The sequence below is a fragment of the Oerskovia sp. 140933 genome (genome assembly GCF_059651515.1).
On sequence record NZ_JAMXIO010000009.1, the window covers coordinates 34,647 to 48,544 of the forward strand.

The 13,898-nt window shown below is 72.1% G+C and carries 14 protein-coding genes; 6 read left to right on the plus strand and 8 right to left on the minus strand.

Features of this window, described 5'->3' with window-relative positions; translation table 11 throughout:
* The first annotated feature begins 179 nt into the window (after positions 1-179).
* Complete coding sequence (locus tag NHG27_RS06910) at positions 180-1,733, plus strand: flavin monoamine oxidase family protein (RefSeq protein WP_497015395.1); 1,554 nt, start codon at positions 180-182, stop codon at positions 1,731-1,733.
* Between the two features lie 138 nt (positions 1,734-1,871).
* Here NHG27_RS06910 and NHG27_RS06915 read toward each other — a convergent pair whose 3' ends face one another.
* A complete protein-coding gene (locus NHG27_RS06915) occupies positions 1,872-2,480 on the minus strand; it encodes a dihydrofolate reductase family protein (RefSeq protein ID WP_497015396.1) in 609 nt (202 codons plus the stop codon).
* A 121-nt stretch (positions 2,481-2,601) separates the two neighbouring features.
* Positions 2,602-3,504: a KPN_02809 family neutral zinc metallopeptidase gene (ypfJ, locus tag NHG27_RS06920; protein ID WP_497015397.1), complete on the minus strand. Its 903-nt coding sequence runs from the start codon at positions 3,502-3,504 to the stop codon at positions 2,602-2,604.
* A 372-nt stretch (positions 3,505-3,876) separates the two neighbouring features.
* Between ypfJ and NHG27_RS06925 the strand changes: the two genes are divergently transcribed.
* Positions 3,877-5,475: an ABC-F family ATP-binding cassette domain-containing protein gene (locus tag NHG27_RS06925; protein ID WP_497015399.1), complete on the plus strand. Its 1,599-nt coding sequence runs from the start codon at positions 3,877-3,879 to the stop codon at positions 5,473-5,475.
* A gap of 114 nt (positions 5,476-5,589) precedes the next feature.
* Here NHG27_RS06925 and NHG27_RS06930 read toward each other — a convergent pair whose 3' ends face one another.
* From NHG27_RS06930 to NHG27_RS06940, 3 genes are read right to left on the minus strand one after another with little or no spacing between them, the layout of a single operon-like run.
* Entirely contained in the window at positions 5,590-6,606 is a 1,017-nt protein-coding gene (locus NHG27_RS06930) for an SURF1 family cytochrome oxidase biogenesis protein (RefSeq protein ID WP_497015402.1), read from the minus strand.
* Positions 6,603-6,851 (minus strand): hypothetical protein, encoded by a 249-nt coding sequence (locus NHG27_RS06935; RefSeq protein ID WP_138824645.1) that lies wholly within the window; start codon positions 6,849-6,851, stop codon positions 6,603-6,605. The genes NHG27_RS06930 and NHG27_RS06935 overlap by 4 nt, the downstream gene beginning before the upstream one ends.
* On the minus strand, positions 6,844-7,302 hold the full coding sequence (locus NHG27_RS06940; protein WP_497015405.1) for a DUF3099 domain-containing protein: 459 nt from the start codon (positions 7,300-7,302) through the stop codon (positions 6,844-6,846). Before NHG27_RS06940 ends, NHG27_RS06935 begins: the two co-directional genes overlap by 8 nt.
* Before the next feature lie 171 nt (positions 7,303-7,473).
* Between NHG27_RS06940 and NHG27_RS06945 the strand changes: the two genes are divergently transcribed.
* From NHG27_RS06945 to NHG27_RS06955, 3 genes are all read left to right on the plus strand, one after another.
* On the plus strand, positions 7,474-8,202 hold the full coding sequence (locus NHG27_RS06945; protein ID WP_321575440.1) for a beta-ketoacyl-ACP reductase: 729 nt from the start codon (positions 7,474-7,476) through the stop codon (positions 8,200-8,202).
* 150 nt (positions 8,203-8,352) lie between these two features.
* Positions 8,353-9,120 carry an enoyl-ACP reductase FabI gene (fabI, locus tag NHG27_RS06950; RefSeq protein WP_193720602.1) on the plus strand — a complete coding sequence of 256 codons (768 nt, stop codon included), beginning with the start codon at positions 8,353-8,355 and terminating at the stop codon, positions 9,118-9,120.
* Between the two features lie 86 nt (positions 9,121-9,206).
* Entirely contained in the window at positions 9,207-9,704 is a 498-nt protein-coding gene (locus tag NHG27_RS06955; protein WP_497015410.1) for a SixA phosphatase family protein, read from the plus strand.
* A 64-nt stretch (positions 9,705-9,768) separates the two neighbouring features.
* Here NHG27_RS06955 and serB read toward each other — a convergent pair whose 3' ends face one another.
* Complete coding sequence (serB, locus tag NHG27_RS06960) at positions 9,769-10,434, minus strand: phosphoserine phosphatase SerB (protein ID WP_193720599.1); 666 nt, start codon at positions 10,432-10,434, stop codon at positions 9,769-9,771.
* Between the two features lie 4 nt (positions 10,435-10,438).
* Positions 10,439-11,677: a glucose-1-phosphate adenylyltransferase gene (locus NHG27_RS06965; RefSeq protein WP_193720598.1), complete on the minus strand. Its 1,239-nt coding sequence runs from the start codon at positions 11,675-11,677 to the stop codon at positions 10,439-10,441.
* Positions 11,678-11,860: 183 nt separating this feature from the next.
* Between NHG27_RS06965 and glgA the strand changes: the two genes are divergently transcribed.
* A complete protein-coding gene (gene glgA, locus NHG27_RS06970) occupies positions 11,861-13,081 on the plus strand; it encodes a glycogen synthase (RefSeq protein ID WP_497015411.1) in 1,221 nt (406 codons plus the stop codon).
* Here the strand turns inward: glgA and NHG27_RS06975 are convergent.
* Positions 13,045-13,875, minus strand: coding sequence for an Rv1486c family protein (locus NHG27_RS06975; RefSeq protein ID WP_497015413.1), 831 nt, complete (start codon positions 13,873-13,875; stop codon positions 13,045-13,047). The genes glgA and NHG27_RS06975 overlap by 37 nt on opposite strands.
* Positions 13,876-13,898 lie beyond the last annotated feature (23 nt).

Here is a 13,898-nt window from a genome sequence, read left to right on the forward strand (position 1 = left end):
ACGCCCAGGACCTCTCCAGGAGACGAGGCGGCCCTAGCGTCACCCTCGGTGCTGACGGCGGCCCCGCGCTCGCGGTCGAGGACGTCGCCCGTCAGACCTCAGACGAGAGGTAGGGCATCGTGGTCTCAGAGAACGACTCCTCCGGCGTCTCACGCCGAAGCTTCCTCCAGGCGGTCGGCGTGGGTTCGAGCGCCGGCGTCATGTTCGCGACGATGGGAGCCGTCGGCCTCGCCCCGACGGCCGCGGCCCAGCCCCGGAACGAGTCCTGGACCCCTCCCCGGGGGAGCGACTTCTCCCTGACCGGGCGCTCGGCCAAGAAGGTCGTCGTGGTCGGGGCCGGCCCGGCGGGTCTGGCGTCGGCGTACGAGCTGCAGAAGGCGGGCTACAAGGTCACGGTGCTCGAGGCGCGCCACCGGGCCGGTGGGCGCACCCTGACGATCCGGGGCGGCGACTCCGAGACGGACGTCAACGGCGTCACGCAGACGGCGCGATTCGCCGACGGCCTGTACATGAACGCCGGCGCCGGTCGCATCGCGCAGTGGATGGTCACCATGGACTACCTGCGCGAGCTGGGAGTGCCGTACGAGGTCTTCACCAACGCGAACGCCGACGCCTACCTCTACAACGAGCGTTCGGGCGCCACCCCGGGCAACCCGGTCCGCTACCGCACGGCCAAGGCGGACGTGTTCGGGTACACCTCCGAGCTTCTCGGCTACGCGACGGACCAGGGGGCCCTGGACCAGAAGCTGACCGCTGCGGACAAGGAGAACCTGCGTTCCTTCCTGCGCAGCTGGGGGTCGCTCACGGCCGACGGGAAGTACCAGGGCGGGAGCAACCGCGGGTACTCGGTCTACCCGTCGGCCTGGAACGAGCACGGCACACCGCTGCCCGGCCCTGGCACGGTCTCGGAGGTGCTCGCCTCGAAGGTGGGCCAGTACTTCCCGTTCGAGATCAACTGGGAGCAGTCGATGCTCATGTTCCAGCCCAAGGGCGGCATGGACACGACGTACGAGTACTTCGTGCGCGCGATCGGCAAGCAGAACGTGCACTTCAGCTCACCGGTGACCGGGGTCGAGAACACGAGCCGTGGAGTCAAGGTCAGCTACACGGCGGCGAACGGCAAGGCGCGGCAGATCGAGGCGGACTTCGCGATCGTGTCCGCGCCGGCGGGTCTCATGCGTCGCTGGGCCACCAACTGGGGCCCCGACATCGACGCCGCGCTGGGTGAGTTCGCGGTCGGCTCGCCGGCGGGCAAGATCGGCCTGCAGTACCGGTCGCGCTTCTGGGAGGACGACCACCGCATCTTCGGCGGGGTCACCGAGACCGACATGGACCTCGCCCACATCTGGTACCCCTCGTACGGGTACGGCGAGAAGAAGGGCCTCGTCGTCGGGTACTACAACACGGGTGCGAACGCCCGAGCCTACGCCGACATGACTCCGCGGCAACGACAGATGCGCGCGGTCGAGCAGGGCGTCAAGATCCATGGCGAGAAGTACCGCACGGAGCTGCAGAGCTCGTTCTCGATCGCCTGGCACAAGGTCCCCTACATCGAGGGTGCGTGGGCCTACCCGAACACCGCGTCGCCGCGGTTCAAGCAGCTTCAGCAGGGCGTGGGCAACACGTACTTCGCGGGGGACTGGATGTCGGAGATCTCCGCGTGGCAGCACGGTGCCTTCTGGTCGGCACGGTACGCGGTGCAGAACCTCCACCAGCGCGTCATGGTGAGCTGACGCGGTGAACGCGTCCGGGTTCCTCGGTCCGAGGAACCCGGACCGGCGGCACCGGGTCGGTCGTCGGTGCCCGGGTGCCCGCCCGGGTGCCGGGGTGCCGGGCGCCGTGACGCCTGAGCCTCGTCCGCCCCGGCGCCTTCACCTGTCGGCTGCCGCCAGGGGCGGGCCCTCCAGGACGCGCGGGCGGTACTCGACGATCTGGATGCCGGTGTCGAAGGTGCGGTGGTCGGTCATCTCGAGCACGACGTCGGGGTAGCCGTCGTAGATCCGCTCAGATCCGGTCGCGCCGGTGATGACGGGGAACATCCCCACCCGGAACCGGTCGACGAGCCCGGCCCGCAGCAGCGCTCGTGCCAGGCTGAGGCTGCCGATCGTGCTGAGGATCCCGTCCTCGGTGTCCTTCAGGGCGCGGACCGCCTCCACCGCGTCGCCGCGCACCAGCGTGGAGCTCGGCCACGTCAAGGGCTCGGGGAGCGTGCTGGAGAAGACGACCTTCCGAGCCGCCGTGAGCTCGTCGACCGACGCCTCCTCGTCGGCCGTGAACTCGTCCGTCCCCTCGGGCACCTGACCGGCCGCGAAGCCCGACATCAGCCGGTAGGTGTTCGCGCCCATCAGGTACGTGACCTCGGGCTGCTCCTGCAGCCACCCGAGGTACTCGGGGCCCTCGAGCCCCCAGAACCCGGGCCAGCCCTCGCCCGACGCGTAGCCGTCGAGCGAGGTGATGAAGTCGACGAGCAGCTCTGCCATGGGTCCGTCCCCGTCCGTGTCGTTCCCCTGCCGTGGCGCCGCCTGGCGGCGGCCTGGTCTCACCACTGAGACGGGGGGACGGCCGTGAACTCATCGGTCCGGCGGTAGCGGCGCTTCAGGCTCAGAGCGTCGACGCCTCGAGCGCGTTGCAGTCCTGGAACGTCCCGCCGTCGTAGCCCGTCATGAACCAGCGCTGGCGCTGCTCGCTCGACCCGTGCGTCCACGCCTCGGGGTTCACCGAGCCGGTCGCGGACTGCTGGATGCGGTCGTCGCCCACTGCCGAGGCGGCGGACAGGGCGTCCTTCAGGTCGGTGGGCGTGATCTCCTGCATGAACGGTACGCCGCGCTTGTCGTCGATGTTCGTCGCCGCGTTCCCGGCCCACATGCCGGCGAGGCAGTCGGCCATGAGCTCGATGCGCACCGAGTCGGACTCGGGCCCGGTCCCGGAGCGGTCGGCGGACGCCATCGCGCCCGAGAGCTGTTCGATGTGGTGCCCGAACTCGTGCGCGACGACGTACTCCTCGGCGAGCGGTCCACCCGACGAACCGAAGCGGTCGCGCAGCTCGTCGAAGAACGACACGTCGATGTACACGGTCTGGTCGGGCGGGCAGTAGAAGGGGCCGACAGCGCTCGTCGCGGACCCGCACCCGGTCGCGGTCGCCGCCTCGAAGCTCACGACGTCGGGCACGACGTAGTCGACGCCGACCTGGTCGGGCAGCGCCTCCGACCAGTAGTCGTCGAGCGAGAGCGCCGTGGCGGACAGCCGGCACTCGCGCTCGGTGTTGGCCTGCTCGACCGTGCACTCCTCGACGTACTGCTGCTGCGCGGTGTCCTCGGCCCCGGCGGGCTGGACCTGCTCGCTCACCGTCCCGAGCACGCTGCCCAGGTCGCCGCCGTTGAGGAGCGCGACCACGACCGCCACGAGCACGGCCGCGATGCCGCCGCCCGCGATCACGGGCCCCTTGCCGCGCCCGCCCTTGCGGACCCGGCCACCCTCGAATGAACCACCCTCGTTGAACGTCACGGGGCCAACGCTACTCGTCGTCGCAGGTCACGGCGTCCTGCGGTGCCATCTCGGGCGACGACGGTGCGTCGGTGGTAGGACCCGACGGCGTCACGCCCCTGCGGTGCCGTCGTGGCCGGGCGCGGCTCGCCCCGGGAGGTGAGCGACGCCGTCGGGCCTGCGGGCGGGCCGCGGACGGACCTGAGGTCGTCGAGGTCCCCAGCGCGGCCACCACCCCGTTCTCGGCGGCTCGCGGCCGACTGTGACGGACCAGCCCGCGAAATCCCGTTCCGCCTGCGGCCGCACGGCACTAGAATCGGTGGCGTTTGTGTCTCGCGCACAGCGCGTCGCACCCACCCCCTGCCCCCTGACTCCCCACCGGAGGAACTCTCTGTGATCACTGCCCACGCCGTCGAGCTGCGCGTCGGCGCCCGCGTCCTGCTGGACGAGGCGTCCTTCCGCATCGCAGCCGGAGACCGGATCGGCCTGGTGGGTCGCAACGGAGCGGGCAAGACCACCCTGACGAAGACCCTCGCGGGGGAGACCCTGCCGACGGCGGGGCAGATCGTGCGGACGGGTGAGGTCGGCTACCTGCCGCAGGACCCGCGCACGGGCGACCTGGACGTGATCGCGATGGACCGTGTGCTCTCGGCCCGCGGCCTCGACGTGCTCGTGCGCAAGATGCGCGAGACCGAGGGCGAGATGGCGAGCGCCGACGAGGAGACGCACCTCGCCGCGATGGAGCGCTACCCCAAGCTCGAGGAGCGCTTCACGGCCGCCGGCGGGTACGCCGCGGAGAGCGAGGCGCAGCGCATCACGTCGAACCTGGGGCTCGACGACCGCATCCTCGCGCAGCCCCTCAAGACCCTCTCCGGCGGTCAGCGCCGACGCATCGAGCTCGCGCGCATCCTGTTCTCGGGTGCTGAGACGCTGCTGCTCGACGAGCCGACCAACCACCTCGACGCCGACTCGATCCTGTGGCTGCGCGACTACCTGAAGAACTACTCGGGCGGGTTCGTGGTCATCAGCCACGACGTCGAGCTGCTCTCGGCGACCGTCAACAAGGTCTTCTACCTCGACGCGACGCGCGGTGTCCTCGACCAGTACAACCTGGGCTACCGGGCGTACCTCGAGCAGCGCGAGACCGACGAGCGCCGTCGTCGCCGCGAGCGCGCCAACGCCGAGAAGAAGGCCGGCACGCTCCTCGCGCAGGCCGAGAAGATGCGCGCCAAGGCCACCAAGGCCGTGGCTGCGCAGAACATGATCAAGCGCGCCGAGCGCATGCTCTCAGGCCTCGAGGGCGAGCGCGTGAGCGACAAGGTCGCCAAGCTGCGCTTCCCGACCCCGGCGCCGTGCGGCCGCACGCCCATCACGGCCGAGGGCCTGTCCAAGTCGTACGGCTCGCAGGAGATCTTCGCGGGCGTGGACCTCGCGATCGACCGCGGCAGCCGCGTCGTGGTCCTCGGGCTCAACGGTGCGGGCAAGACGACCCTGCTGCGCATCCTGGCAGGCGTCGAGAAGCCGGACACGGGTGAGGTCATCGCCGGGCACGGGCTCAAGCTGGGCTACTACGCCCAGGAGCACGACACCCTGGACATGGACGTGACCGTGGTCGAGAACCTGCGCCACGCCGCGCCGGACCTCACCGACACGCAGGTCCGCTCGGTGCTCGGCTCGTTCCTGTTCTCCGGGGACGACGCGAACAAGCCCACGAACGTGCTGTCCGGCGGCGAGAAGACGCGCCTCGCGCTCGCGACCATCGTGGTCTCGGGTGCGAACGTGCTGCTCCTCGACGAGCCCACCAACAACCTGGACCCGGCCTCGCGCGCCGAGATCCTCGACGCCCTCAAGAACTACGAGGGGGCCGTCGTCATGGTCACCCACGACGACGGCGCGGTCGAGGCGCTCTCGCCCGAGCGCGTCCTGCTGCTGCCCGACGGCGACGAGGACCTGTGGAACGACTCCTACGCGGAGCTCATCTCCCTGGCCTGACGGCGCGCAGGCCCCCGGCAGGGAGCCGACGGACGTGCCCGGCGTGGGAAGCACGAACGGCCCGCCCGCTCCTCGGAGCAGGCGGGCCGTCGTCGTACCTGGTCTCTCGCGCCGTCAGGGGCGAGGCTCGGGGAGCTGCGCGTCGATGAGCGCGTCCTCCTCCTCCTCGGCCGTGGGACCGCGCTTGCGGCGGGGCGGGGTCTCGCCCGGTGCCCGGCCGGACGCCCGCTCCTCGCCGAGCAGGTCGCCCGCGGTCACGGTCTCGCGCTTCTCGCGGCGGATCAGGATGAGGAACCCGCCGATCGCCCCCGCCGCGAACACGAACCACTGGAACGTGTACGACAGGTGCGAGCCCGGGTCGGTGTCCGGCACGGGGAGCGCTCGCAGCGCCGTGGCGGGGGCGGGGACCTCTGCCCGGAGCGAGCCGTACGCGCCCACGGTCGCCCCCTCGGCCCACGCGGCGCCGTCGGGCCCCTCGGCGAGGACCTGGGCCGTGTTGATGGCCTGGACCTGGCCTGCCGGGGCGTCACGGCTCGACGCCGGCTCGTCCGCGCGCAGGCTGACCGTCACCTCGACCGTGCCCGCCGGGGGAGCGGGCACCTCGTCCGGGGCGCTCGCGTCGGCGCCGAGAGGCACGAACCCGCGGTCGACGACCATGACGACCTGCTCGCCGTCGTCGGTCGGGGTGGTCACGAACGGCACCAGGACGTGGAACCCCGCCTTGCCGCCCGCAGGCCGGTTGCGCAGCAGGACCGTGGCGTCCTCGACGTAGGTCCCCTCGAGCGTCACCCGCTGCCACACGTCCTGGGGGTCCAGGACCGCCCCGGGCCCCGCCAGGACGTCCGTCAGGGGGACGGGGGCCGCGTCGTAGTTCGACTCGATGATCTCGATCTGCGCCGAGCGCGACTCGTAGCGGTGCCACTGCCACCGGCCCGCGAGCACGCACAGCGCCGCCACGAGCAGGACCCCGAGGGCCAGGGTGACCCACTGGCGCAGCGTCCGGGGCTCGGCCTTCGCGTCGCGCGAGACGTCGTGCGCGAGCTGGGCCGCGTCGGGCCGGCGAGCACCCCCCGGGGCAGGGGTCTCGTGCGAGCCGCCCGGGAGGTCGGCGCCGGGGGAAGGGTGGGTCACAGCTCGGGCCGACGCTCGAGGTCCGCCACGGGGACCGTCTGCTTCCAGAAGTCACGCGCCCCGAGGAACGTCTCGAGGTGCTCGCGGTGGTCGTCGCACGCGAGCCAGACCTTGCGGCGCTCGGGCGTGTGCAGCTTGGGGTTGTTCCAGAGCAGCCCCCAGACGGCCTCGGCGCGGCAGCCCTTGCCGCTGCAGATCAGCTCGCCCTCGTCGACGGGGTCGGCAAGGTGGAGGAGGTCAACCATCGTGCGGCTCCTGGTCGGTGGTTCGGTCGGTGGTTCGGTCGGTGGTCCGGTGGGGCGTGCGGTCGCGGGGCGTCTCGTGGGCATCGGCGGGCGGCGCACCGGCGGTGGTGCCCTGGACGTCGTCGCGGACCTGGCCCTCGTCGTCGAGCTCGACGACCCGCCCGAGGCTCCGGTGGTCGGGCGCGGCGTCGACCTGGAGCCGTTCCATGGGGGAGACGTCGTAGGTCTTCTGGTCCCGACCCGCGTTGACGAGCAGCACCGCGACGTACGGCAGCACGATCGCGGCGCCGATCAGGACGAACGAGAACCACCCGTGGACGACCACCGCGGCGAGGAAGCACACGAGCCGGATCCCCATCTGGATGAGGTAGCGCCTGGTGCGCCGCGCCTGGTCCTCCGCGAGCGACTCCGGTGCGTTCGAGATGCTCGGCACCTGGTTGTTGCTGCTCACCTCTCCATCCTACGTTTGTCGGAACTCGACAAAGGACCCCGGCCGCCTGTGATGGTCCCTGCGCGCACGGGGTCCGGGCCGCGCGGTACGGTCGTTGCGGCGATCAGCCGGCCGCGCGGGACCCCTCCCGCCGCGGGCGTCGCCTCCCACACCACTGAACGAGGAGATGTCGTGTCCGAAGCCCCCGCTTCCCCCAGCCCGCGCACCGTGGTCGTCACGGGTGCCAACCGGGGCATCGGTCGCTCGATCGCCGAGCGCTTCGTCGCGAACGGCGACCGCGTCGCGACCATCTACCGCAGCGGCGACCTGCCCGACGGCGTCTTCGGCGTCGTGGGCGACATCACCGACACCGACGCCGTCGACGCGGCCTTCACCGCGATCGAGGCCGAGCTCGGCCCGGTCGAGGTCCTCGTCGCGAACGCGGGCGTGACCCGCGACCAGCTCCTCATGCGCATGACCGACGACGAGTTCGAGTCCGTCATCGACGTGAACCTGACCGGGACGTTCCGCTGCGTGCGTCGCGTCTCCAAGGGCATGATCCGGCTGCGACGCGGGCGCATCGTCCTCATCTCGTCGGTCGTGGGCCTCTACGGCGGCCCCGGCCAGGTCAACTACGCGGCGTCCAAGGCGGCCCTGGTCGGCATGGCCCGCTCGATCACGCGCGAGCTGGGCGGGCGGGGCATCACGGCCAACGTCGTCGCCCCGGGCTTCATCGAGACGGCCATGACCGCCGAGCTGCCCGAGGAGCGTCAGAAGCAGTACAAGGCCAACATCCCCGCCGGGCGCTTCGCCCAGCCCGACGAGGTCGCGGGAGTCGTGCAGTTCCTGGCGTCGCCCGAGGCGGGCTACATCAGCGGCGCCGTGATCCCCGTCGACGGCGGCCTCGGCATGGGGCACTGACCGGTCGTCGGGCCGTCGACCACCACCTCGAACCTCCCGGGGAGCGCAGCGTGCTCCTCGACACACCGCGCGACCCCTCCAGAACTACCCGGGCGGGTCGTCCATGAGTACGCTCAAGCAGCGCACGACGAAAGAACGGAAGAAGAACTGATGGGTCTGCTCGAAGGCAAGAAGCTCCTGGTCACCGGTGTCCTCACCGACTCCTCGATCGCGTTCCACGCGGCCCGGCTCGCGCAGGAGGAGGGGGCCACCGTCGTGCTCTCCTCGTTCGGTCGCCAGATGAAGCTCACGCAGGCGTTCGCGAAGCGCCTGCCCGTCGAGGCGCCCGTCGTGCAGCTCGACGTGACCGACGACGAGGACCTCGCCGGGCTGGCCGACGCCGTCCGCGAGCACGTCGACACGCTCGACGGCGTCGTCCACTCGATCGGGTTCGCGCCGCAGAGCGTCATGGGCGGCAACTTCCTGTCCGCGAGCTGGGAGGACGTCGCGACCGCTCTGCAGGTCTCGACCTTCTCCTACAAGTCCCTCGCCGTGGCCGCGAAGCCGCTCATGACGAACGGCGGCGCCGTCGTCGGGCTGACGTTCGACGCGCAGTTCGCGTGGCCCGTGTACGACTGGATGGGCGTCGCGAAGGCCGGGCTCGAGTCCGCGAACCGTTACCTTGCACGCGACCTCGGCCCCGAGGGCATCCGCGCCAACCTCGTCTCGGCGGGCCCGATCCGCACGACCGCCGCGAAGTCCATCCCGGGCTTCGAGAAGATGGAGGGCGGCTGGCCCGAGCGCGCACCCCTCGGCTGGGACCAGATGACCGCCGAGCCCGCCGCACGCGCGGTCGTCGCACTCCTGTCAGACTGGTTCCCCGCGACCACGGGGGAGATCGTGCACGTCGACGGCGGCGTGCACGCCATGGGTCTGTGACGAGAGGGACGAACGTGCGAGATGGCCGATCGGCGGCGTCCTTCGACGCCGCCGGGCCCGGGAACCCGGGCCGTACCCACCGGCTGGTGCTGCTCCGGCACGCCAAGGCCGAGCCCGCGGGGGGCGTCGACGACGTCCTGCGTCCGCTCGCGCTCAACGGCCGGCGTCAGGCCGGTCGGGTCGGTGCTGCGCTCGCCCACTCCGCGCTCGTCCCCGAGCTCGTCCTGTGCTCCTCCGCGCTGCGCACACGCCAGACGTGGGAGCTGCTCTCCGCGAACCTCGGCGACGTCGCCCCCGCTGTCGTCGTGACGGACACCCTGTACGCCGCGGGGGTCAAGGACGTCGTGGACCTGGTCCACGGCGCCGACTCCCGGGTGCGCACCGTCCTGGTGATCGGGCACGAGCCGACCATGGCGGCGACCGCGGCCCAGCTCGCCTCGCCGTCCTCGGACTCGGGTGCGCTGGCCCAGGTCCGCGTCGGTGTCCCGACCGCGACGTACAGCGTGCTGGAGTCCGACACGCCGTGGAGCGAGTGGCGCGACGGCGTCGCGAACCTCACGTACGTCGGGCGCCCCTCGAGCTGAGGTCCCGCCTCCACGACGAAGGCCCCTGCCCCGCGCGGGGGAAGGGGCCTTCGTCGTGGAGGCGTCAGTCGGTGTGAGGCTGCGCGTCGATGATCTCCAGCACCGCGTCGAGGCGCGGACCGGGCACCGAGTACGGCGCCTGGGCGACCACGACCGGCTTGGCCGCGAACGCGATCCCGATCCCGGCGGCCCCGATCATGTCGAGGTCGTTGGCGCCGTCACCGATCGCGACGGTGTCCGCCATGTCGACGCCCTCGGCGGCCGCGAGCTCGCGCAGCGTGGCCTCCTTGGTGGCACGGTCGACCACGGGCCCGGTCGTGCGCCCCGTGAGGACTCCGTCGGCGACCTCGAGTCGGTTGGCCCGGAAGTGCGTGATCCCCAGGCGTGCGGCCAGGGGAGCGACGATCTCCTCGAAGCCGCCCGACACCAGTGCCACGGTCCACCCGCGGCGCTGGAGCTCCGCGACGAGCTCCGGGGCGCCCGGCGTGAGCGTGACCCGGCCGAGCACGTCCTCGAACGCCGAGACGGGGACCCCCGCCAGCGTCGCGACGCGTTCGCGCAGCGACTCCGCGAAGTCGATCTCCCCGCGCATCGCGCGCTCGGTGACGTCCGTGACGAGCGCGCGGGTCCCGGCGTGGTCGGCGAGGAGCTCGACGACCTCCTGGGTGATGAGCGTGGAGTCCACGTCCATCACCACGAGCCGGCGGGTCGAGACGGGGCGGTGGGTCATGGTGCTATTCAACGATGGTTCCCTTGGGGACGACGGTGATGCCCGAGTCGGTGACCGTGAAGCCCCGTGCGCGGTCCTGCGCGGGGTCCAGCCCGATCCGGGCGCGTTCGGTGACGATCACGTTCTTGTCGAGGATCGCGCGGTGGACCTGGGCGTGCCGCTCGACCTGGACGCCGTCCATGAGGACCGAGTCCGAGACGGACGACCAGGAGTGCAGGTAGACGCCGGGGGACAGGACCGAGCCCACGACGGTCGCGCCGGAGATGATGACACCGGGGGACACGAGCGAGTCGGCGGCGTGGCCCAGGCGACCCTGCCCCGAGTGGACGAACTTCGCGGGCGGCAGGCCCACGTACCCGGTGTGCAGGGGCCACTCGTCGTTGTACAGGTTGAAGACGGGCGTGATCGAGATGAGGTCCTTGTTCGCGTCGTAGTACGCGTCGAGGGTCCCGACGTCGCGCCAGTAGTCGCGGTCGCGGTCCGTGGAGCCGGGGACGTCGTTGCGGATGAAGTCGTAGACGCCCGCGGTGCCGCGCTCGACGAACGCAGGGACGATGTCGCCGCCCATGTCGTGACGGGAGTCGGGGTCGCTCGCGTCGGCCGTCACGGCGGCGACGAGGGCGTCGGCGTTGATGACGTAGTTGCCCATGGACGCGAGGATCTCGCGCGGGGAGTCGGCCAGGCCGACGGGGTCGGTCGGCTTCTCGAGGAACGCGCGGATCTTGGTGGGGTCCTCGGGGTCGGTGTCGATGACGCCGAACTGGTCGGCCATGGAGATGGGCTGGCGGATGCCGGCGACCGTGAGCTCGGCGCCCGAGGCGATGTGCGCGTCGACCATCTGGGAGAAGTCCATGCGGTACACGTGGTCCGCACCGACGACCACGACGATGTCGGGGCGTTCGTCCTCGATGATGTTGAGGCACTGGTAGATCGCGTCGGCGCTGCCGAGGTACCAGTGCTTGCCCACCCGCTGCTGTGCCGGCACCGGCGCGACGAAGTTCCCGAGCAACGACGACATGCGCCACGTCTTGGTGATGTGGCGGTCGAGGCTGTGGGACTTGTACTGCGTCAGCACGACGATGTGCAGGTAGTGCGAGTTCACCAGGTTGGACAGCGCGAAGTCGACCAGGCGGTAGATACCGCCGAAGGGGACGGCCGGCTTGGCGCGGTGGGCGGTGAGCGGCATGAGCCGGTTGCCCTCGCCACCGGCGAGGACGATTGCAAGGACACGTGGGGCGGCCATGGGCAAAACCATAAGGCCACGAGCGTGGTTCGCCGTGCCCGAACCGCAGGGTGGTCGCCGGTCGTCCCACGGCCGGACCGGTCGGGTCCCCCGACGGGGCGCACCGGTCCGCGCGGACCCCGACGCGCCCGGTCGGGCGGGGCGGTGCGCACGAGCCGCGCGGTCCGCGCTAGCGTGTGCCGCGTGAGAGTCGACCTGCTGACCCGTGAGTACCCGCCCCACGTCTACGGGGGTGCCGGCGTCCACGTCGCCGAGCTGTCCCGCGTGCTGCGCGAGCGCATCGACGTGCGCGTGCGCGCGTTCGACGGACCGCGCAGCGAGGAGGGGGTCACGGGCTACTCGGTCCCGGGCTCGCTCGCGTCGGCGAACCCGGTCCTGGGGACGTTCGGCGTGGACCTGGCGATGGCCGACGACGTCGCGGGCGCCGACCTCGTCCACTCGCACACCTGGTACGCGAACCTCGGCGGGCACCTGGCGTCGCTGCTGCACGGGATCCCGCACGTCCTCAGCGCGCACTCGCTCGAGCCCCTGCGGCCGTGGAAGGCCGAGCAGCTCGGCGGAGGCTACGCGCTGTCGGGCTGGGCCGAGAAGACGGCCTACGAGGCGGCCGCGGGCATCATCGCGGTCTCGGCGGGCATGCGCGCGGACATCCTGCGCTGCTACCCCGACGTCGACCCGGCCAGGGTCCACGTGGTCCACAACGGGATCGACCTCGACGGGTGGCGTCGCCCCGGGTCCGAGGCGCAGGTCGCCGCGGCCGACCGCGTGGTCCGCGACCTGGGGATCGACCCCGAGCGCCCGGCCGTGGTCTTCGTGGGGCGCATCACGCGGCAGAAGGGACTGCCGTACCTGCTGCGCGCGGCCGAGCAGCTCCCGCCCGAGGTCCAGCTGGTCCTGTGCGCCGGTGCCCCCGACACCCCGGAGATCGCGGCCGAGGTGAGCGACGCCGTCGGGCGCCTCGCCGAGCAGCGCACGGGGGTCGTGTGGATCGAGCAGATGCTCCCGCGCGAGGAGCTCGTGGCGGTCCTCGCGGCCTCGACCGTGTTCGTCTGCCCCTCGGTCTACGAGCCCCTGGGCATCGTCAACCTCGAGGCCATGGCCGTGGGCCTCCCCGTCGTCGGTTCTGCGACCGGCGGGATCCCCGAGGTGATCGACGACGGCGTCACGGGGCTCCTCGTCCCGATCGAGCAGGTCGACGACGGGACGGGCACACCCGTGGACCCGGAGAGGTTCGTCGCCGACCTCGCCGCGGCGCTCGTCGCGGTCGTGTCCGACCCCGAGCGTGCCCGGGAGATGGGTCGCGCGGCCCGCACGCGCGTCGAGGAGCACTTCGCGTGGGACGCGATCGCGGACCGCACGCTCGAGGTCTACCGCAGCGTGCTCGGGTCCGGTCCCGTCGCGTAGCGGGCGGTCGCGGCGGACAGGGCGCGCCGCGCGGCCCGGTCGACCTCGCGCAGCGCGGTCGAGCGCTGGTCGGCCTGCCAGAGGTTGACCGCGCCGCCGTCGTCGGCCGTGGCCAGGTCCACGATGGCCCGCAGCCGCGCGGCCTGGGCGAGCACGCGCACCCGACGCGCCTCGGCCTCCCCGCGCACCGCGGGCAGCGGCCAGTCCGGGGGAGTCGTGGAGCGGAGCGACGCGATGGTCTCGGCCGCGTCCTCGCGCCAGCGCGCGACGTCCAGGGACGCCAGGGCCTCGGTCGCGGTCAGCAGGGCCACGCGCAGGTCGCGCTCGGCGTCCGCGAGCGGCCCGACGGCGGCGAGCACCTGGGTGCGCCACGTCGGCACGGGTGTCATGCGCCACGCGACGAGGTGGCCGGTCTCGTACACGCTCCCGAACTCCGTGACCTCGGGCACGAGCGCCCACGCGCCGGTCGCGGACTGCACGAGCAGGCACTCCTGCGCGTCGGTCGCGTCCGCGCTCACCGCGGCGGGCACGCCGAGGACGTCGCCCGGCGCGGGCAGCACGGCGCACACCTCGACGGGCGTGCGCGTCCAGCGCGTGAGCAGCTCGAGGAGGGTCGTGGCCTCGTCCGGGCCCTCGACGGTGTGAGGTTCGTCGTCCTGCCGGACGGCCGCGACGGCCCGCCGGAGGAGCGCGTCGTCCGGTGCACCGGTCTCGCCGGGGGACGGTGCCAGCGCCTGCACCCACAGGGCGAGGACGACGGCGCGGGGGAGCGGGAGGGTCGAGTGGGATTCCACGTCAGCCAACCTATAGGGTCGTG